Annotated in this window: 18 protein-coding genes and 1 pseudogene; 14 read left to right on the forward strand and 5 right to left on the reverse strand. The window is 59.7% G+C overall.

All coding sequences use genetic code 11. The annotated features are described in order from the left end of the window. Positions 1-110: 110 nt before the first annotated feature. The 3 genes from D8U70_RS08400 to D8U70_RS08410 all read left to right on the forward strand — a co-directional run bounded on the left by D8U70_RS08400 (position 111) and on the right by D8U70_RS08410 (position 4,407). A complete protein-coding gene (locus D8U70_RS08400) occupies positions 111-2,846 on the forward strand; it encodes a LuxR C-terminal-related transcriptional regulator (protein ID WP_110646164.1) in 2,736 nt (911 codons plus the stop codon). Between the two features lie 60 nt (positions 2,847-2,906). Beyond that, positions 2,907-3,551, forward strand: coding sequence for an MBL fold metallo-hydrolase (locus D8U70_RS08405; protein WP_041479973.1), 645 nt, complete (start codon positions 2,907-2,909; stop codon positions 3,549-3,551). 121 nt (positions 3,552-3,672) lie between these two features. After that, positions 3,673-4,407, forward strand: coding sequence for an OmpA family protein (locus tag D8U70_RS08410; protein WP_071173556.1), 735 nt, complete (start codon positions 3,673-3,675; stop codon positions 4,405-4,407). Positions 4,408-4,633: 226 nt separating this feature from the next. Here the strand turns inward: D8U70_RS08410 and D8U70_RS08415 are convergent, their stop codons facing one another. Next, positions 4,634-5,068, reverse strand: a complete 435-nt coding sequence (locus tag D8U70_RS08415; RefSeq protein ID WP_016773251.1) for a DUF1043 family protein — start codon at positions 5,066-5,068, stop codon at positions 4,634-4,636. Between the two features lie 144 nt (positions 5,069-5,212). Here D8U70_RS08415 and D8U70_RS08420 point away from each other — a divergent pair, with 144 nt between their 5' ends. From D8U70_RS08420 to zapE, 3 genes are all read left to right on the forward strand, one after another. Then, positions 5,213-5,842, forward strand: a complete 630-nt coding sequence (locus D8U70_RS08420) for an alpha/beta fold hydrolase (RefSeq protein ID WP_130928631.1) — start codon at positions 5,213-5,215, stop codon at positions 5,840-5,842. Between the two features lie 24 nt (positions 5,843-5,866). Further along, positions 5,867-7,222 (forward strand): tryptophan--tRNA ligase, encoded by a 1,356-nt coding sequence (locus D8U70_RS08425; protein ID WP_130928629.1) that lies wholly within the window; start codon positions 5,867-5,869, stop codon positions 7,220-7,222. Between the two features lie 90 nt (positions 7,223-7,312). Further along, positions 7,313-8,407 (forward strand): cell division protein ZapE, encoded by a 1,095-nt coding sequence (zapE, locus tag D8U70_RS08430; RefSeq protein ID WP_016773254.1) that lies wholly within the window; start codon positions 7,313-7,315, stop codon positions 8,405-8,407. A gap of 222 nt (positions 8,408-8,629) precedes the next feature. Here the strand turns inward: zapE and D8U70_RS08435 are convergent, their stop codons facing one another. Further along, the gene (locus D8U70_RS08435; protein ID WP_162999820.1) at positions 8,630-9,526 is read right to left on the reverse strand and encodes a GlxA family transcriptional regulator; all 897 of its coding nucleotides are present in this window, start codon (positions 9,524-9,526) and stop codon (positions 8,630-8,632) included. Positions 9,527-9,776: 250 nt separating this feature from the next. Between D8U70_RS08435 and D8U70_RS08440 the strand changes: the two genes are divergently transcribed. Next, on the forward strand, positions 9,777-10,913 hold the full coding sequence (locus tag D8U70_RS08440; RefSeq protein ID WP_130928630.1) for an acyl-CoA dehydrogenase family protein: 1,137 nt from the start codon (positions 9,777-9,779) through the stop codon (positions 10,911-10,913). A 156-nt stretch (positions 10,914-11,069) separates the two neighbouring features. On the opposite strand, the gene D8U70_RS08445 is transcribed toward D8U70_RS08440, so the two are convergent. Continuing rightward, positions 11,070-12,110 (reverse strand): NADP(H)-dependent aldo-keto reductase, encoded by a 1,041-nt coding sequence (locus D8U70_RS08445; protein ID WP_039761359.1) that lies wholly within the window; start codon positions 12,108-12,110, stop codon positions 11,070-11,072. A gap of 244 nt (positions 12,111-12,354) precedes the next feature. On the opposite strand from D8U70_RS08445, the gene rplM reads away from it, so the two are divergent. The 7 genes from rplM (at position 12,355) to D8U70_RS08480 (ending at position 17,244) form a co-directional block, all read left to right on the forward strand. After that, positions 12,355-12,783: a 50S ribosomal protein L13 gene (gene rplM / locus D8U70_RS08450; RefSeq protein ID WP_003228062.1), complete on the forward strand. Its 429-nt coding sequence runs from the start codon at positions 12,355-12,357 to the stop codon at positions 12,781-12,783. 14 nt (positions 12,784-12,797) lie between these two features. Further along, complete coding sequence (rpsI, locus tag D8U70_RS08455) at positions 12,798-13,190, forward strand: 30S ribosomal protein S9 (RefSeq protein ID WP_003228056.1); 393 nt, start codon at positions 12,798-12,800, stop codon at positions 13,188-13,190. Positions 13,191-13,463: 273 nt separating this feature from the next. After that, positions 13,464-14,057 (forward strand): ubiquinol-cytochrome c reductase iron-sulfur subunit, encoded by a 594-nt coding sequence (gene petA, locus D8U70_RS08460; RefSeq protein ID WP_007917031.1) that lies wholly within the window; start codon positions 13,464-13,466, stop codon positions 14,055-14,057. Further along, positions 14,057-15,268, forward strand: a complete 1,212-nt coding sequence (locus D8U70_RS08465) for a cytochrome bc complex cytochrome b subunit (protein ID WP_024014252.1) — start codon at positions 14,057-14,059, stop codon at positions 15,266-15,268. Before petA ends, D8U70_RS08465 begins: the two co-directional genes overlap by 1 nt. Further along, the gene (locus D8U70_RS08470; RefSeq protein WP_024014251.1) at positions 15,268-16,050 is read left to right on the forward strand and encodes a cytochrome c1; all 783 of its coding nucleotides are present in this window, start codon (positions 15,268-15,270) and stop codon (positions 16,048-16,050) included. Before D8U70_RS08465 ends, D8U70_RS08470 begins: the two co-directional genes overlap by 1 nt. A 146-nt stretch (positions 16,051-16,196) precedes the next feature. Further along, positions 16,197-16,814 (forward strand): glutathione S-transferase N-terminal domain-containing protein, encoded by a 618-nt coding sequence (locus D8U70_RS08475; RefSeq protein ID WP_007961620.1) that lies wholly within the window; start codon positions 16,197-16,199, stop codon positions 16,812-16,814. A gap of 16 nt (positions 16,815-16,830) precedes the next feature. Next, positions 16,831-17,244, forward strand: coding sequence for a ClpXP protease specificity-enhancing factor (locus tag D8U70_RS08480; RefSeq protein WP_016773263.1), 414 nt, complete (start codon positions 16,831-16,833; stop codon positions 17,242-17,244). A 48-nt stretch (positions 17,245-17,292) separates the two neighbouring features. Here D8U70_RS08480 and D8U70_RS08485 read toward each other — a convergent pair whose 3' ends face one another. Further along, the gene (locus D8U70_RS08485; RefSeq protein WP_024014250.1) at positions 17,293-17,871 is read right to left on the reverse strand and encodes a BON domain-containing protein; all 579 of its coding nucleotides are present in this window, start codon (positions 17,869-17,871) and stop codon (positions 17,293-17,295) included. Then, positions 17,868-18,074 (reverse strand): annotated as a pseudogene (locus tag D8U70_RS08490) (phosphoheptose isomerase); the annotation flags it as partial. The gene D8U70_RS08485 and the pseudogene D8U70_RS08490, both read right to left, overlap by 4 nt.

The following is an 18,074-nucleotide window of genomic DNA, read 5'->3' on the forward strand; positions in this document are numbered from 1 at the left end:
CTGTAGCCTTTTTGTAGCCATTTGTAGCAGTGACCTTCATTACCTCTTCGTTTAAGGCTAGGCTGCGGACATCTGCAACGCCGCCAATCGCCTTCGAACAAGAGCCGGCCATGACTGATCTGTCCCCACTTCCGGGTCCCGCAAGCATCACCGTCGCAGCACTGGACGGGCGTTTTTTTCGCCCACCGCTGCCTGACGGCTATGTCTTGCGGCCGCGCCTTTGCCAGCGTCTGCAGGCCGGGCTCGGAGGTCGGTTGCTGCTGGTCAGCGCCCCGGCCGGGTTCGGCAAAAGCTCGCTGGCGGTGGAGTTCTGTCAGAGCCTGCCGGCGCACTGGCAAAGTCTCTGGCTGGGCTTGAGTCCACGAGACAGTGATCCCGGACGTTTTCTCGAGCGCTTGCTTGAAGGGCTACAGGACTATTTTCCGGCCTTGGGCGCTGGTGCCCTCGGTCTGTTGAAAATGCGTCAGCGCCATCAGCCGTTTGCTTTCGAAGAGTGGCTCGACGGTCTGCTCGATGAGCTGGCGCTGCATCTCGATCCTGCCGCGCCGTTGCTGCTGGTCCTCGACGACTACCACCTTGCCCAGGGGCCGGTGCTGGACCGTTGCCTGCAATTTTTCCTCAATCATCTGCCCGATGGCTTGCTGGTGATGGTCACCAGCCGTCAGCGCCCGGACTGGCATCTGGCGCGTCTGCGCCTGTCGCGGCAGTTGCTCGAGCTGCACGAACAGGACTTGCGCCTGACCCACGACGAAGCCCTGACCTTGCTCGATCGCCACAGCAGCTCACTGCGCGGCGAAGCACTGGAAAGCCTGATCCAGCGCAGCGAAGGCTGGGTCGCCGGTCTGCGCTTCTGGCTGCTGGCGGTGGCCGAGGCGGGCAACGATGCCGCGCTGCCGCAAGCATTGAACGGCGGCGAAGGGTTGATCCGCGATTATCTGCTCGAAGAAGTCATCGATTGCCTGCCAGCCGAAGTGCAATCGTTTCTCTACGAAACTGCTCCGCAGGAGCGCTTTTGCAGCGAGCTGTGCGACGCCGTCCGCGAAGCCCATGACAGCGCCGAGATCCTGCGCTTTCTCCTCGCTCACCAAGTGTTTCTGGTGCCGCTGGACGAGCACGGTCATTGGTATCGCTATCACCATCTGTTCTCCGACTTGTTGCGCAGCCGGCCAATCGCCCAGGCGATGGTGCCCAACGCCACCCTGCATTTGCGCGCCTGCCGCTGGTTCAACGCACAGGGCCTGCTCGACGAAGCGGTGGAGCAGGCCTTGCGTGCCGGGCATCTCGATGTCGCGGCGAACCTGGTACAGAACCTGTCCGAAGAACAGCTGCTCGCCGAGCAGAACGTCGGCATGCTGCTGCGCTGGAAAATGGACTTGCCCGACAGCCTGCTGATCAGCACGCCACGGCTGATCGTGCTCTACAGCTGGGCACTGGGGCTGGCCTGTCAGCTCGACGCCGCTGAGGAGCTGGCCAGCCATTTGAGCCGCTTTCTGCCGGCGCCTTCGGCCACTGCGCAGAAATCCATGCTGGCGCAATGGCTGGCGCTGAGCGGGATCATCGCTCGCGGACGCGGCCATCGCGAACTGACCCTGCGCTATTGCAGTGAAGCGCTGGAGAGCCTGCCGGCCAAGCGTTATGGCCAGCGGCTGATGTGCCTGTCGACCTTGTCCAATCTGGCGATCGCGGACGGCGATCTGTGGCGCGCCCGTGGCCTGAACCGTGAATCCCTCGAGCTGGCGCAACGGGTCGGCAATCCATTATTCGAAGCACTGGCGCATTACGACAGGGCGCGGGTTCTGCAATCGCGGGGCGAGATCCTGCGCGCGCTGGATGAAGTGCATCAGGGCCTGGAACGCTTGCGCGGTCTGTCGCCGCAACGCCTGTACGCCGTGCGCGCGCGGCTGACGTTGTACGAAGGTTTCCTGCTGGCGATGCGTTTGCAGCCGCAGGCTGCACGCGTACGCCTGCTCGCCGGGATTGGCGAGGCGCGCGCCTGTCGCGACATCAGCGTGCTGATCGGCCACTGCGTGATTGCCCGCCTCGACGGCGCCAGCGGCGAGTTCGCCAAGGCCTTCGCCGAACTCGCCGAGGCCGAACGCCTGATGCACATCTGGGACGTACCGCCGATCTACTACCTGGCGATGATCACCCTGGTCAAATGCGAACTGTGGCTGGCCCAGGGTCGCATCGATCTCGCCGAGGCGTGGCTTGCACGATTGGGCCAGACCTACACCGGCGAAAACGCTGCGGCACCGCCGGAATTCCATCCGCAACTGCCGTTGCATGTGGAGCTGCAACAGGCGCTGCTCGATGTGATTCAGGGGCAGCCGATGCTCGCCGAAGGGCGGTTGAACGTGTTGCATGAAAACGGCCAGCGGACCGGACGCCAGTTGCTCAGTGTGATGGCGTTGACGCAGAAGGTGGCGCTGTTGCTGTCCAGTGGACGCGAGCCCGATGCGCGCAAAACCTTGAATCTGGCGCTGGAAGCTGCCGCCGGCGGCGTCTTTCAACCCTTCGATGCGCTGCTGAAAAACCAAACCGACTGGATGCGCGGACAACTGCAGACGCTCACTTGCAACGCGGTGAGCCAGCAATTGCTCACGCATTTTCCAACAGCTGCGCCGCGACCGAGCGTAGAAAACTCAACTACCGAACAACTCAGCAGCCGCGAACTGGCGGTGCTGCGCCTGATCGCTCAAGGCTGTTCCAATCAGGAAATCAGCGAGCAGTTGTTCATTTCCCTGCACACGGTGAAAACCCATGCCAGCCATATCAACAGCAAGCTCGGGGTTGAGCGGCGTACGCAGGCAGTGGCGCGGGCGAAGGCGTTGGGGTTATTGCTCTAGCGACGGTAAAATTCGCCATCGGCCGTTGCCAACGGCGTTGACCCTGTCCAGGATTTTTCCATGACCACGCCCAGCCCTGCACTTATCCGCGAAACCTTCCCCGTCGGCCCATTGCAGTGCAACTGCACCATCATCGGCGACCCGCTCACAAAAAAAGCCATCGTCGTCGATCCCGGCGGCAACCCTGATCTGATCATGGCGCGCCTCGACGCCCATGGCCTGAAAGTCGTCAGCATCATCCATACCCACGCGCATCTCGATCACTTTCTCGCTTCAGGGCAGATGAAGGAGAAAACCGGTGCGACCCTGCATCTGCACAAGGAAGACCAGTTCCTCTGGGACAACCTTGAAATGCAATGCCAGATGTTCGGCGTGCCTTACACCCCGGTGCCGTCGCCGGATCGTTGGCTGAGCGATGACGAAGAACTCGCCTGCGGTTGCGGCGTGGCCCTGCACACGCCGGGACATACACCCGGTTCCATGAGCTTCTGGTTTTCCGAGGCTAAGCTGTTGATAGCCGGCGACACGCTGTTTCGTCGCGGGGTAGGGCGCACGGATTTGTGGGGTGGCGATCAGGCGACCATCGTGCGTTCGATCAAACAGCGGCTGTATACGCTGGACGAGGACGCAACGGTTGTCACCGGGCACGGCCCGGACACGCGTCTGGGTGATGAGATGCGCGAGAACCCGTTTGTGCGTGCCTGAATTTTTTGTCACGGGTGTGCGGCGGAATTTTTGCGCATTGTCATGATCCAACGCCCGCGCAGGTCCATTGATTGATCAGTGGCCGCTGCACCACAGAATGCAAAAAGACCAGGAGCTCTCCATGTTCACCACGCGTCGTTTGATTATTGTCGCTACTGCCGTGGCCGTGCTGTCCGGCTGCGCCTCGCCCAATCCGTATGACAATCAGGGTCAGGCCGACGGTGGCTCGCAAGGCATGAGCAAAACCGCCAAATACGGTGGCCTCGGTGCGCTGGCCGGTGCACTCGCCGGTGCCGCCATCGGCCACGACAACCGTGGCAAGGGCGCCTTGATCGGCGCTGCCGTGGTCGGTGCTTCCGCAGCAGGCTACGGCTACTACGCCGACCAGCAGGAAAAGAAACTGCGCGCGAGCATGGCCAACACTGGCGTTGAAGTGCAGCGTCAGGGCGATCAGATCAAGCTGATCATGCCGGGCAACATCACCTTCGCCACCGATTCGGCGAACATCGCTTCCAGCTTCTATCAACCGCTGAACAACCTGGCCAACTCGCTAAAAGAGTTCAACCAGAACCAGATCGAAATCGTCGGCTACACCGACAGCACCGGCAGCCGCCAGCACAACATGGACCTGTCCCAACGTCGTGCGCAGAGCGTGGCGACCTACCTGACCTCGCAAGGTGTCAGCGGTGCCAACCTGTCGGCCCGTGGCGCCGGCCCGGATAACCCGATTGCCAGCAATGGTGACGCCAATGGCCGCGCACAGAACCGCCGGGTCGAAGTCAATCTGAAGGCTATTCCGGGTCAGCAGTACGGTGGTCAGCAGCAACAGCCGGGTACGGTGCAGCAGTATCCGTAAGCGATTGCCTGAATGAAGAAATGCCCGATCCTGTGATCGGGCATTTTTTTGTTTCATCGGTGCGGACCCTTTCGCGAGCAGGCTCGCTCCCACATTTGAAATGCATTCCCCCTGTGGGAGCGAGCCTGCTCGCGAAGAGGCCGGCGAGGGCAGCGAAGATTGCAGATACAAAAAAGCCCCCGGACACATCACTGTCCGGGGGCTTTTTGTTCGCAGCGAAGACTGCTTACTTCTTCAAACCATAATGCTCATCGAGCATGCCCGGCGAATTCGGGCTCTTCGGCGCGTAATCACGCGGTGGTTCCTGATCGCGCGGTGGCGTCAGGCGTTCACGTGGTGCCTGCGCTGCGTCGGCGTGCAGGGCGGCGATCAGGCGCTGGCGGGTCTGCTCGTCCAGGGCCAGACGATTGGCGCCCTCGGCGAGGTGGTCCTGCACTTCCTGATAGCTCTGGGTCAGCTTCTTGACCAGCATCGCGGTGCTGTTGAAGTGGGTGACCACTTCGTTCTGATAACTGTCGAAACGCTCCTGGATATCATCCAGTTGACGCTGCGTGCGGCTCGGTGCGGCGTTCGGCGCAACGCGCGCGATCAGGAATCCAATGGCGACACCCACAACCAGGGCAAGAGTCGGTAACAACCAAACTAAGAGCGAGTGTTCCACGAGTCCTTCCTCTATAAACGGCTTTGCTTTACGTTAACGGCTCGAACCTGCGCTGTATACCGCGATTCACTCGCAATAGATTGGCACAGACAATTTGCTAGACGAGTCGACCCGATTCGAGGTCACGGAGTTCCTCCCTTGCTGATGCGTGAAACCCCTGTAGTGATTGACGGCCCTGTCGGCCAAATTGAGGCTTTGTATCTGGATAACGAGCAGCCGCGCGGCATCGCGCTGATCTGCCATCCGAACCCGGTACAGGGCGGCACCATGCTCAACAAGGTCGTCTCGACCCTGCAGCGCACCGCGCGCGACGCAGGCCTGATCACCTTGCGTTTCAACTATCGCGGCGTCGGCGCCAGCCAGGGCACGCACGACATGGGCACCGGCGAAGTCGACGACGCTCAGGCCGCAGCTACATGGCTGCGGGAAAAACACCCAGATCTGCCGCTGACCCTGTTCGGTTTCTCCTTCGGCGGATTTGTTGCAGCAAGTCTCGGCGGCCGTCTCGAAGCCGAAGGCGTGCAGCTTGAGCACCTGTTCATGGTTGCCCCGGCGGTGATGCGTCTGGGCGAGCAGGATCAACTGCCGCAGCACGGCGGGTTGACCGTGATCCAGCCGGAAACCGATGAAGTCATCGATCCGCAACTGGTCTACCAATGGTCAGAAAAACTCCAGCGCCCCCATGAGCTGCTGAAAGTGGCAGAATGCGGACACTTTTTTCACGGCAAGCTGACCGATCTCAAGGATCTGCTGCTGCCGCGTCTCTCGAATTGATTGCAGTCTGACAAGCGATTACCCATGACCAACCGTACCCGCATTCTCACCGGCATCACCACCACTGGCACGCCGCACCTGGGCAACTACGCCGGCGCGATTCGCCCGGCAATCCTCGCCAGCCGCGACAGCCAGGCCGATTCGTTCTATTTCCTGGCCGACTACCACGCCCTGATCAAATGCGATGACCCGCTGCGCATCCAGCGCTCGCGTCTGGAAATCGCCGCGACCTGGCTGGCCGGTGGTCTGGACGTTGATCGCGTGACCTTCTACCGCCAGTCCGACATCCCGGAAATCCCCGAGCTGACCTGGCTGCTGACTTGCGTCGCCGCCAAGGGCCTGCTCAACCGTGCGCACGCGTACAAGGCCTCGGTGGACAAGAACGTTGAAACCGGTGAAGACCCGGATGCCGGCATCACCATGGGCCTGTACAGCTATCCGGTGCTGATGGCCGCGGACATTCTGATGTTCAACGCGCACAAGGTGCCGGTCGGTCGCGATCAGATTCAGCACGTGGAAATGGCCCGTGATATCGGTCAGCGTTTCAACCATCTGTTCGGCCAGGGCAGAGAGTTCTTCACCATGCCCGAAGCGCTGATCGAAGAAAGTGTGGCCACCTTGCCGGGCCTCGACGGTCGCAAGATGTCGAAGAGCTACGACAACACCATTCCGCTGTTCTCCAGCGCCAAGGAAATGAAGGACGCGATCTCGCGGATCGTCACCGACTCCAAGGCGCCGGGCGAAGCGAAAGATCCCGATAATTCGCACCTGTTCACTCTGTTCCAGGCCTTCGCCACACCGGCGCAGGCCGATGAATTCCGCGGTGAGCTGCTCGGTGGTCTGGGCTGGGGTGAGGCGAAGAATCGCCTGTTCCAGTTGCTCGACAACGATCTCGGCGAAGCGCGCGAGAAGTATCACCAGTTGATCGAGCGTCCTGCGGACCTGGAAGACATCCTGCAGATCGGTGCGAAGAAGGCCCGCGCCGTGGCCACGCCGTTCCTCAACGAATTGCGCGAAGCCGTTGGCCTGCGTTCCTTCGTCAATCAGGTTCAGGTCGCCGCGACTATCAAGAAAAAAGCCGCGAAAACCGCGCGTTTCGTCAGCTTCCGCGAGGACGACGGCAGCTTCCGATTCCGTCTGCTGGCGGCCGATGGCGAGCAATTGCTGCTGTCGCGCAACTTCGCCGACGGCAAAACTGCCGGCCAGGTGACCAAACAGTTGCAGTCCGGCGAGCCGCTGGACGTGCGTACTGAAGAATTGAGCTTCAACGTCTGGCTGGCCGGTGAGTGCGTGGGCGACAGCCCGGCCTTCGCCGACGCTGCCGCGCGAGACGCCGCCATCGAGGCGTTGCGTGTCGCGCTGACTCCAGCTCAAGACTGATCGGCGGCACGACCCGACCAAGGGCCGATTGCCATTCCCACAGGCCGTCGCTACAGTGACGGCCCGTTTTTGTTGCCTTGCTAACGAATTATGACGCCCCTAGAACGATATCAAGCTGATCTGAAACGCCCGGACTTCTTCCATGACGCCGCGCAGGAAACTGCTGTGCGTCACTTGCAGCGTCTGTACGACGACTTGATCGCCGCTGACCAGAACAAGCCGGGCTTGCTCGGCAAGCTGTTTGGCAAAAAGGATCAGGCACCGGTCAAGGGCCTGTATTTCTGGGGCGGCGTCGGTCGCGGCAAGACTTACCTGGTCGACACCTTCTTCGAAGCGTTGCCGTTCAAGGAAAAGACCCGCACACACTTCCACCGCTTCATGAAGCGCGTGCACGAAGAAATGAAGACCCTGGGCGGCGAGAAGAACCCGCTGACCATTATCGCCAAGCGCTTCGCGGCCGAGTCGCGGGTGATCTGCTTCGATGAATTCTTCGTCTCCGACATCACCGACGCGATGATCCTCGGCACGCTGATGGAAGAGCTGTTCAAGAACGGCGTGACCCTCGTCGCGACGTCGAACATCGTTCCGGACGGCCTGTACAAGGATGGCCTGCAACGCGCGCGCTTCCTTCCCGCCATCGCGCTGATCAAGCAGAACACCGAGATCGTCAACGTCGACAGCGGTGTTGACTATCGTCTGCGTCACCTCGAGCAAGCCGAGCTGTTCCACTATCCGCTCGACGAAGCCGCCCACGAAAGCCTGCGCAAGAGCTTCAAGGCACTGACGCCGGAGTGCACGGCGGCGGTGGAAAACGATGTGCTGATCATCGAGAACCGCGAAATCCGCGCTCTGCGCACCTGCGACGACGTGGCCTGGTTCGACTTCCGCGAACTGTGCGACGGCCCGCGCAGCCAGAACGACTACATCGAGCTGGGCAAGATCTTCCACGCCGTGCTGCTTAGCGGCGTCGAGCAGATGAGCGTCACCACCGACGACATCGCCCGGCGCTTCATCAACATGGTCGACGAATTCTACGACCGCAACGTCAAGCTGATCATTTCTGCCGAAGTCGAGTTGAAGGATCTGTACACCGGCGGACGCCTGACCTTCGAGTTCCAGCGCACGCTGAGCCGACTGCTGGAGATGCAATCTCACGAATTCCTGTCGCGGGCGCACAAGCCTTAAACGGAGTTTCGGCAACGAACAAGGCCTGCGATTGCAGGCCTTTTTATGCGCTGAAGTTTTTCCCTGTGGGAGCGAGCCTGCTCGCGAAGGCGCAGTAACTGATCGTTCCCACGCTCCGCGTGGGAATGCATCCCGTGACGCTCCGCGTCACTTGCGAGCCGGACGCAGAGCGTCCAGTGGCGGCATTCCCACGCAGAGCGTGGGAGCGATCATCAGGCCGGGTTACGCAGCCTGCTGAAACTGCTGCCGATACTGATTCGGCGACAGCTCGGTGTGCTGGCGGAACAGTCGCGCGAAGAAGCTCGCATCGTCGTAACCGACCTCATAACTGATGGTCTTGATGCTCTTGCGCGTGCCCGAAAGCAGGCCCTTGGCCGTCTCGATGCGCAGGCGCTGCAAGTAGTGCAGCGGTTTGTCGCCGGTGGCGGTCTGGAAGCGGCGCATGAAGTTGCGGATGCTCATGCCGTGCTCGCGGGCGACGTCTTCGAAGCGGAACTTGTCGGCGAAATGTTCTTCGAGCCACTGCTGGATCTGCAGGATGATCACGTCCTGATGCAGCTTCTGCCCGCCGAAACCGATACGTCCCGGCGAATAGCTGCGCTGCACTTCGTAGAGAATGTCGCGGGCCACGGCTTGTGCCACGTTCGCGCCGCAGAAGCGTTCGATCAGATAAATGTAGAGATCGCAGGCCGAGGTCGTGCCGCCGGCGCAATAGAGATTGTCGGCGTCGGTCAGGTGCTTGTCCTGATTGAGGTAGACCTTGGGAAAGCGCTCGGCGAAGGCATTGAAGAAGCGCCAGTAAGTGGTCGCTTCCTTGCCGTTGAGCAGCCCGGCTTCGGCGAGCCAGAACACTCCGGTGGCTTCGCCGCATAACACCGCGCCGCGCGCATGCTGTTCGCGCAGCCACGGCAGGATTTGCGGGTAACGGCTGCACAGCGTGTCGAAATCGTCCCAGAACGCCGGGAGGATGATTACGTCGGCGTTTTCCAGGCCGCCGTCGACCGGCATCACTACGTCGCTGAAGCTTTTTACCGGTTTGCCATCCGGGCTGACCAAGCGAGTTTCGAACGCCGGTGTCAGGCCGTGGCCCAGTTGTTTGCCGTAACGCAGGCTGGCCACATGGAAAAAATCCTTGGCCTGCATGAGGGTGTAAGCGAAAACCCGGTCGATGGCCAGGATGCTGACGCGCCGCAAGGGCGGGGAGACGTGCTTAGACATAATTCAACTTTTATTTTGTTTTTATAAGGGAAAGTGGTCACCAGACGGCTGGATCGTCTTATTTTTTGTCGGATGTGTCCAGTGTCCCGTAGCAGGAGTCGGGCTTAGTCTCTGAGAGCCGTATCCCTCCAACAACAAAGAAAGGTGCCGCATGATCCCCAGAACCCTGTTCAGCCCCGAACACGAATTGTTCCGCGACAGTGTGCGAACTTTCCTCGAGAAAGAGGCCGTGCCGTATCACGCGCAGTGGGAGAAGCAGGGGCACATCGATCGCGCACTGTGGAACAAGGCAGGGGAGGCGGGGATGCTCTGTTCGCATCTGCCGGAAGAGTACGGCGGGCTCGGCGCGGATTTCCTCTACAGCACCGTGGTCATCGAGGAAGTCGGGCGTCTGGGTCTGACAGGTATCGGTTTCTCGCTGCACTCGGACATCGTCGCACCGTACATCCTGCATTACGGCAGCGAGGCGCTGAAACACAAATACCTGCCGAAACTGGTCTCGGGGGAAATGGTTACGGCGATTGCCATGACCGAGCCTGGCGCCGGTTCCGACCTGCAAGGGGTGAAAACCACGGCGGTGCTCGACGGTGACGAATATGTGATCAACGGTTCGAAAACCTTTATCACCAACGGCTTTCTGGCTGATCTGGTGATCGTGGTGGCCAAGACCGATCCCAAGGCTGGCGCCAAGGGCACCAGTCTGTTTCTGGTGGAGGCGAATACGCCGGGCTTCGAGAAGGGCAAGCGCTTGGAGAAGGTCGGCATGAAGGCGCAGGACACTTCGGAACTGTTCTTCCAGGACGTGCGCGTGCCGAAGGAAAACCTTCTCGGCCAGGCGGGTGCCGGGTTTGCCTATCTGATGCAGGAGTTGCCGCAGGAGCGCCTGACCGTGGCGATTGGCGGTCTGGCCTCGGCTGAAGCAGCGTTGCAATGGACGCTGGATTACACCCGTGATCGCAAGGCGTTCGGCAAGTCGATTGCCGATTTCCAGAACACCCGCTTCAAACTGGCCGAAATGGCTACAGAGATCCAGATCGGCCGGGTTTTTGTCGACCGCTGCCTGGAGCTGCATCTGCAAGGCACACTCGATGTGCCGACGGCGGCAATGGCCAAATACTGGGGCACCGACCTGCAATGCAAAGTGCTCGACGAGTGCGTGCAACTGCATGGCGGCTACGGCTTCATGTGGGAATACCCGGTGGCCCGGGCGTGGGCGGATGCGCGGGTGCAGCGGATTTATGCCGGCACCAATGAAATCATGAAGGAGATTATTGCGCGGTCGCTTTGATGATCGTTCCCACGCTCTGCGTGGGAATGCCGCCGGGGACGCTCCGCGTTCCGCTGTTGAGGTAATCCGACTGGCCTCTTCGCGAGCAGGCTCGCTCCCACAGGTACAGTGTTCCACTGTGGGAGCGAGCCTGCTCGCGAAGCTTTTGGCGGTCAGTTACGGCGCGGGATTCGGATGATCCTTGTGAATCGCCTCAATCCCGGCCAGCACTTCATCGGACAGTTTCAGATCAAAACTGGCAATGTTGCTGTCCAGTTGCTCAAGCGTCGTCGCGCCAATGATGTTGCTGGTGACGAAGGGTTGCTGGGTCACGAAGGCCAGGGCCATTTGCGCCGGATCCAGACCGTGTTCGCGGGCCAGTGCAACGTAACGGCTGCACGCCGCTTCGGATTGCGGGTTGAAATAGCGGCTGAAGCGGCTGTAGAGGCTCAGACGGCCTTTCGGTGGACGGGCGCCGCCTTCGTATTTGCCGGAGAGGAAACCGAACGCCAGTGGCGAGTAGGCGAGCAAGCCGCACTGTTCGCGAATGGCGATCTCGGCCAGGCCGACTTCGAAGCTGCGGTTGAGCAGGTTGTACGGGTTCTGGATCGACACCGCACGCGGCCAGCCACGGGCTTCGGCCAGAGCGAGGAAGCGCATGGTGCCCCACGGCGTCTCGTTGGACAGACCGATGTGGCGGATCTTGCCGGCCTTCACCTGTTCGTCGAGGGCTTCGAGGGTGTCTTCCAGCGGCGTCAGGTTGGCTTCGATCTTGTGCTTGTAGCCCAGCTGTCCGAAAAAGTTGGTGCTGCGTTCCGGCCAGTGCAGTTGATACAGATCGATGTAATCGGTCTGCAGACGCTTGAGGCTGCCGTCCAGTGCTTCGGTGATGTGCTGACGGTTGTGGCGCAGGTTCTTGTCGCGAATGTAGTCGATGGTGTTGCCGGGGCCGGCGATCTTGCTGGCGAGGATCCAGTCGGCGCGATCACCGCGACTCTTGAAGTAATTGCCGATGTAGCGCTCGGTGGTGGCGTAGGTTTCGGCTTTTGGCGGCACCGGGTACATTTCGGCGGTGTCGAGGAAATTGATCCCGGCTTCCTTGGCCCTTTCGATCTGGGCGAAGGCTTCAGCCTCAGTGTTTTGCTCGCCCCAGGTCATGGTGCCGAGGCAGATTGCACTCACATTCAGGTCGGTACGGCCTAGCTGGCGATAGTCCATCGGGTGCTCCTTGGGCAAAACAATCATAAAAGCAGGTTGAAAAATTTTTCGCAATCTGCATAATTGCCGACCTCTTTCTGCAGTGGAAGTGATGCGCCGCCGCCGAAGAATCTTGCCGTTGAACGGACGCGCCGACCCGAGCCCCCGAAAGCGTCTGTATCCGGCTGCCTTTGACTTGTCAAAGTACGCACTATTCAGTAAGATCCGCCGTCTTATTTACAGGCGGCCCCTGAGGCTATAAAGAATGAAAACTTTTACTGCTAAACCGGAAACAGTAAAGCGCGACTGGTTTGTCGTCGACGCTGCTGGTCAGACCCTGGGTCGTCTGGCCACCGAAATCGCGAGCCGTCTGCGTGGCAAGCACAAGCCTGAGTACACTCCTCACGTTGACACCGGCGACTACATCGTCGTCATCAACGCCGAGCAGATCCGTGTTACCGGCGCTAAAACCACTGACAAAATGTACTACTCCCACTCCGGTTTCCCGGGCGGCATCAAGTCGATCAACTTTGAAAAGCTGATCGCCAAAGCCCCTGAGCGCGTGATCGAGACCGCGGTTAAAGGCATGCTGCCTAAAAACCCACTGGGTCGCGACATGTACCGTAAGCTGAAAGTCTATGCGGGCGCTGCACACCCTCATACTGCTCAGCAGCCCCAAGAACTGAAGATTTAACGGAATAGTTCATTATGTCGGCGACTCAAAATTACGGCACTGGCCGTCGCAAGACCGCAACCGCACGCGTTTTCCTGCGTCCGGGTACTGGTAACATCTCCATCAACAACCGTTCGCTGGATAACTTCTTCGGCCGCGAAACTGCCCGCATGGTAGTTCGTCAGCCGCTGGAGCTGACCGAGACTGTCGAGAAGTTCGACATCTACGTCACCGTGATCGGCGGTGGTGTAAGTGGTCAGGCTGGCGCAATCCGCCACGGCATCACTCGCGCTCTGATGGACTACGACGAAACCCTGCGTAGCGCTCTGCGCAAAGCTGGCTTCGTTACCCGCGACGCCCGTGAAGTTGAACGTAAGAAAGTTGGTCTGCGTAAAGCGCGTAAGCGTCCGCAGTACTCGAAGCGTTAATTCCGCTTCCACGTTCAAAAAAGAACGCCCGCCTCCTCACGGAAGCGGGCGTTTTTTTATGCCTGCGATTTATCAAAGAATTGCGTTGTGACAACTTGCCACAGCCGTAGACCCCCTATACTCCAAGGCTTAAGGGGCTGAGCCCCGGGGAATTAACCTTGTCAGAATTGGGGGTTTTCATTACCATTCGGGCAAAATTTTTATAAGTAACATTTGATTTATTTAGTAGACGCCTGATTTAACAGGCCAAAAAAGCTGATGGGAGAGGACTGAATGAGCAATGACGGCGTGAATGCAGGCCGGCGTCGCTTCCTGGTGGCAGCCACATCCGTGGTGGGTGCTGCAGGAGCGGTGGGGGCTGCGGTCCCGTTCGTGGGGTCATGGTTTCCCAGTGCCAAGGCGAAAGCTGCCGGTGCACCGGTGAAAGTGAATGTCAGCAAAATCGAGCCAGGCCAGCAGATGATTGCTGAATGGCGCGGCCAGCCGGTGTTCATTGTCCGCCGTACCGAGGAAATCCTGGGGAATCTCAAGAAGATCGAGGGTCAGCTCTCCGATCCGACCTCCAAAAACTCCACGCAACCCACTTATGTCGACCCTGAAGTACGCTCGATCAAGCCGGAAATTCTCCTGCTGATCGGGATCTGTACGCACTTGGGTTGCTCACCGACCTTCCGTCCCGAAGTGGCACCTGCGGATCTGGGCAAGGACTGGGTAGGCGGCTATTTCTGCCCGTGCCACGGTTCCCACTACGATCTGGCTGGCCGCGTCTACAAGTCGCAACCTGCGCCTTTGAACCTGCCAGTTCCCCCGCATTCCTATGAGACCGATGACCTGATTGTCATTGGCGTCGATACGGAGAAAGCGTGATGAGCAAGTTCATGGATTGGGTTGATGCGCGCTTTCCCGCGACCAAAATGTGGGAAGACCATCTCAGCAAGTATTACGCACCAAAAAACTTCAACTTCTTCTATTTCTTCGGCTCGCTGGCGCTGCTGGTGCTGGTCAACCAGATCGTCACCGGTGTCTGGCTGACGATGAGTTACACGCCGTCGGCAGAAGAAGCCTTTGCTTCCGTTGAATACATCATGCGCGACGTCGAGTACGGCTCGATCCTGCGTCTGCTGCACTCGACCGGCGCCTCGGCGTTTTTCATCGTCGTCTATCTGCACATGTTCCGCGGTCTGCTCTACGGTTCGTACCAAAAACCGCGCGAGCTGGTCTGGGTGTTCGGCATGCTGATTTACCTGGCACTGATGGCCGAAGCGTTCATGGGCTATCTGCTGCCGTGGGGCCAGATGTCCTACTGGGGTGCCCAGGTGATCATCTCGCTGTTCGGTGCGATTCCGCTGATCGGCGATGACCTGACCCAGTGGATTCGTGGTGACTACCTGATCTCCGGAATCACTCTGAACCGCTTCTTCGCCTTGCACGTTGTCGCGCTGCCGATCGTGATTCTCGGTCTGGTGGTCTTGCACATTCTGGCGCTGCACGAAGTCGGTTCGAACAACCCTGATGGCGTCGATATCAAGAAGCACAAAGACGAAAACGGCATCCCTCTGGATGGCATTGCGTTCCACCCGTACTACACGGTGAAGGACATTGTCGGCGTTGTGGTGTTCCTGTTCATCTTCTGCTTCATTGTGTTCTTCTTCCCGGAAATGGGCGGCTACTTCCTCGAAAAACCTAACTTCGAGCCGGCCAACCCGTTCAAGACGCCTGAGCACATTGCCCCGGTCTGGTACTTCACGCCGTTCTACGCAATCCTGCGTGCGGTGCCGGACAAACTCCTGGGCGTTATCGCCATGGGTGCGGCGATTGCGGTGCTGTTCGTGCTGCCTTGGCTGGATCGCAGTCCGGTGAGATCGATGCGCTACAAGGGCTGGCTGAGCAAAATCTGGCTGGTGGTGTTCTGCATCTCCTTCGTGATTCTTGGCATCCTTGGCGTTCTGGCGCCGACGCCGGGGCGCACGTTGCTGTCGCAGGTCTGCACCTTCCTGTATTTCGCCTACTTCATTCTGATGCCGTTCTACACCCGGCTCGAGAAGACCAAACCGGTTCCGGAAAGGGTGACTGGCTGATGAAAAAGTTATTTCTTGCTCTGATTTTTGCTGCGCTGCCTTCCCTGGTTTTTGCTGCCGAGGGTCATGGTCCGGAACTGGAAAGTGTCGATATCGACGTCTCCGACAAAGCCGCCCTGCAGGATGGTGCGCGGACCTTTGCCAACTATTGCATGGGTTGCCACAGTGCCAAGTTCCAGCGTTACGAGCGCGTCGCCGATGACCTCGGCATCCCGCACGAGTTGATGCTGGAGAAGCTGGTGTTCACCGGTGCCAAGATTGGCGACCACATGAACATCGGCATGCAGCCGGCCGACGCCAAGACCTGGTTCGGCGCAGCGCCGCCGGACCTGACTCTGGTAGCGCGAGTACGCGGCACCGACTGGCTCTACGGTTACCTGAAGTCGTTTTACGAAGATCCGGCGCGTCCATGGGGCGTGAACAACAAGGTCTTCCCGAACGTCGGCATGCCTAACGTGCTGGTCGGCCTGCAAGGTCGTCAGGTCGTCGGCTGCAAACAGGTGCAGATCGTCGAGGACGGCAAGAAGCAATACGATCCGCTGACCGGCACGCCGCTGACCCATGAAGCGTGCGATCAGTTGACCATCGTGCCGAAGTCCGGTGCTCTGAACGAAGAGCAGTTCGATGAGAAGGTCAAGAATCTGGTAACCTTCCTGGCTTACTCGGCTAACCCGGTTAAGCTGCAACATCAGCGCATCGGTACTTATGTCTTGCTGTACCTGGCGTTCTTCTTTGTGTTCGCCTACCTGCTCAAGCGTGAATACTGGAAAGACGTGCACTGATACGCTTCAAGCATTGCTGTTAATCGCGCGCGCCCAAGGGCGCCTCCGCTAAAGCAGGATCTGCTCAGTCAGACCCTGCGGGAGGTGCCCTCTGGGCGCGCGCGTTTTTCCGGTTCCGACAAATTCAACAAGCGAGGAGGATCGCCATGGGCGTGACCAATCGGTTGGCCTGTTACTCCGACCCCGCCGACCACTATTCCCACCGAGTGCGCATCGTGCTTGCAGAGAAGGGTGTCAGCGCCGAAATCATTTACGTGGAAGCGGGCCGCCAGCCGCCTAAACTGATTGAGGTGAACCCTTACGGCAGTCTGCCGACGCTGGTCGATCGTGACCTGGCGTTGTGGGAGTCGACCGTGGTGATGGAGTATCTGGATGAGCGTTACCCGCACCCGCCGCTGATGCCGGTTTATCCGGTGGCGCGGGCCAACAGCCGTCTGCTGATCCACAGGATTCAGCGTGACTGGTGCGGGCTGGTGGATCTGATTCTGGATCCCAAGAGCAAAGAGGCTGCACGGGTCGTGGCGCGCAAGGAACTGCGCGAAAGCCTGACCGGCGTTTCGCCGCTGTTCGCCGACAAACCGTTCTTCCTCAGTGAGGAACAAAGTCTGGTGGATTGCTGCCTATTACCCATACTCTGGCGTTTGCCGATTCTGGGTATTGAACTGCCGCGGCCGGCCAAGCCGCTGCTTGATTATATGGAGCGCCAGTTTGCGCGTGAGGCTTTCCAGGCGAGTCTGTCTGGTGTCGAACGCGATATGCGCTAAGGCTTAAGGAGCCGCTATGAACTCCAGTCGACCTTATCTGGTCCGCGCGCTCTACGAGTGGATTGTGGATAACGATTGCACCCCGCACATGCTGGTCAACTCCGAGTACCCGGCGGTGCAGGTGCCACAGGGTTTTGCCAGTGACGGCCAGATCGTCCTGAACATCTCGCCGAGTGCCGTGCGTCATCTGCACATGGATAACGACGTGGTGACGTTCGAAGGCCGCTTCGGCGGTGTTCCGCACAGTCTCTACGTGCCGATCAGCGCGATCCTGGGCATTTATGCGCGGGAGAACGGCCAAGGCATGGTGTTTGACCTCGAGTTGCCGATGGACGACGAGGAAGACATCGATCCGGATGACGACTCGCCGCCACCGGGCAGCGAGCCGCCACGCCCGAGTGGCCGGCCAAGCTTGAAGGTTGTGAAATAAAAAAAGGCGATCCGGATGGATCGCCTTTTTTGTGTCTGCCTTTTACGGTCAGTCGATGTATTCGAACAGCTTCACAATCTTCTGCACACCAGACACACCCTGAACCAGATTGGTTGCCTGAGTGGCTTCCTGTTTGGTCAGCAGGCCCAGCAGGTAGACGATGCCGTTCTCGGTCACGACCTTGATGCGCGAGCCAGGAATGCTGGCGTCGGTGAGCATCTGGGTCTTGATCTTGGTGGTCAGCCACGCGTCGTTCTGGCGCGCGAGCAGGGAGGACGGTTGCAGCACTTGCAGTTCGTTGTGCACCTTCTTCACGCGCTGGACGTTGGCGGCGGCTTGCTCAGCCTTGGCCTTGAGGTCTTCGCGCGGAGTCTGGCCGGCGAGCAGGACCACGCCGTTGAAGCTGGTGATGACAATGTGCGAGTCGTTGTCCAGTGCCGGATCGGCCTTGGCGATGTTCACGCCCGCTTTGGTTTCGATCAGCGAGTCGTCGATCTTGCTGCCGAAGGTGCGCGTGCCACGGTCGTCTTCGATCGGCGCTTCACGGCTGGCATTCACCACCGAAGTGCAGCCGCTGATGCCGAGGCACAGGGTCAAGGCCAGAAGGCCAAGGCGATTAGGGGTCATTCTTCACTCCCGAACAGTTGGCTGTCGATCAGATCGCAAAGGCAATGGATCGCCAGCAAGTGGACTTCCTGAATACGTGCAGTGACGTTGGCCGGTACGCGAATCTCGACGTCCTCGGGCAACAGCAGCGACGCCATGCCGCCGCCATCGCGTCCGGTCAAAGCTACGACAATCATTTCGCGATCATGTGCGGCCTGGATCGC

It is taken from the genome of Pseudomonas sp. Sample_20 (assembly GCF_004307585.1).
GTDB lineage: Bacteria > Pseudomonadota > Gammaproteobacteria > Pseudomonadales > Pseudomonadaceae > Aquipseudomonas > Aquipseudomonas atacamensis.

Excerpts from the sequence above, each read along its gene's own strand:
- D8U70_RS08400 (WP_110646164.1), top strand. The coding sequence starts at position 111 with ATGACTGATCTGTCCCCACTTCCGGGTCCCGCAAGCATCACCGTCGCA.
- D8U70_RS08405 (WP_041479973.1), top strand. The coding sequence starts at position 2,907 with ATGACCACGCCCAGCCCTGCACTTATCCGCGAAACCTTCCCCGTCGGC.
- D8U70_RS08410 (WP_071173556.1), top strand. The coding sequence starts at position 3,673 with ATGTTCACCACGCGTCGTTTGATTATTGTCGCTACTGCCGTGGCCGTG.
- D8U70_RS08420 (WP_130928631.1), top strand. The coding sequence starts at position 5,213 with ATGCGTGAAACCCCTGTAGTGATTGACGGCCCTGTCGGCCAAATTGAG.
- D8U70_RS08425 (WP_130928629.1), top strand. The coding sequence starts at position 5,867 with ATGACCAACCGTACCCGCATTCTCACCGGCATCACCACCACTGGCACG.
- zapE (WP_016773254.1), top strand. The coding sequence starts at position 7,313 with ATGACGCCCCTAGAACGATATCAAGCTGATCTGAAACGCCCGGACTTC.
- D8U70_RS08440 (WP_130928630.1), top strand. The coding sequence starts at position 9,777 with ATGATCCCCAGAACCCTGTTCAGCCCCGAACACGAATTGTTCCGCGAC.
- D8U70_RS08445 (WP_039761359.1), bottom strand. The coding sequence starts at position 12,110 with ATGGACTATCGCCAGCTAGGCCGTACCGACCTGAATGTGAGTGCAATC.
- rplM (WP_003228062.1), top strand. The coding sequence starts at position 12,355 with ATGAAAACTTTTACTGCTAAACCGGAAACAGTAAAGCGCGACTGGTTT.
- rpsI (WP_003228056.1), top strand. The coding sequence starts at position 12,798 with ATGTCGGCGACTCAAAATTACGGCACTGGCCGTCGCAAGACCGCAACC.
- petA (WP_007917031.1), top strand. The coding sequence starts at position 13,464 with ATGAGCAATGACGGCGTGAATGCAGGCCGGCGTCGCTTCCTGGTGGCA.
- D8U70_RS08465 (WP_024014252.1), top strand. The coding sequence starts at position 14,057 with ATGAGCAAGTTCATGGATTGGGTTGATGCGCGCTTTCCCGCGACCAAA.
- D8U70_RS08470 (WP_024014251.1), top strand. The coding sequence starts at position 15,268 with ATGAAAAAGTTATTTCTTGCTCTGATTTTTGCTGCGCTGCCTTCCCTG.
- D8U70_RS08475 (WP_007961620.1), top strand. The coding sequence starts at position 16,197 with ATGGGCGTGACCAATCGGTTGGCCTGTTACTCCGACCCCGCCGACCAC.
- D8U70_RS08480 (WP_016773263.1), top strand. The coding sequence starts at position 16,831 with ATGAACTCCAGTCGACCTTATCTGGTCCGCGCGCTCTACGAGTGGATT.
- D8U70_RS08485 (WP_024014250.1), bottom strand. The coding sequence starts at position 17,871 with ATGACCCCTAATCGCCTTGGCCTTCTGGCCTTGACCCTGTGCCTCGGC.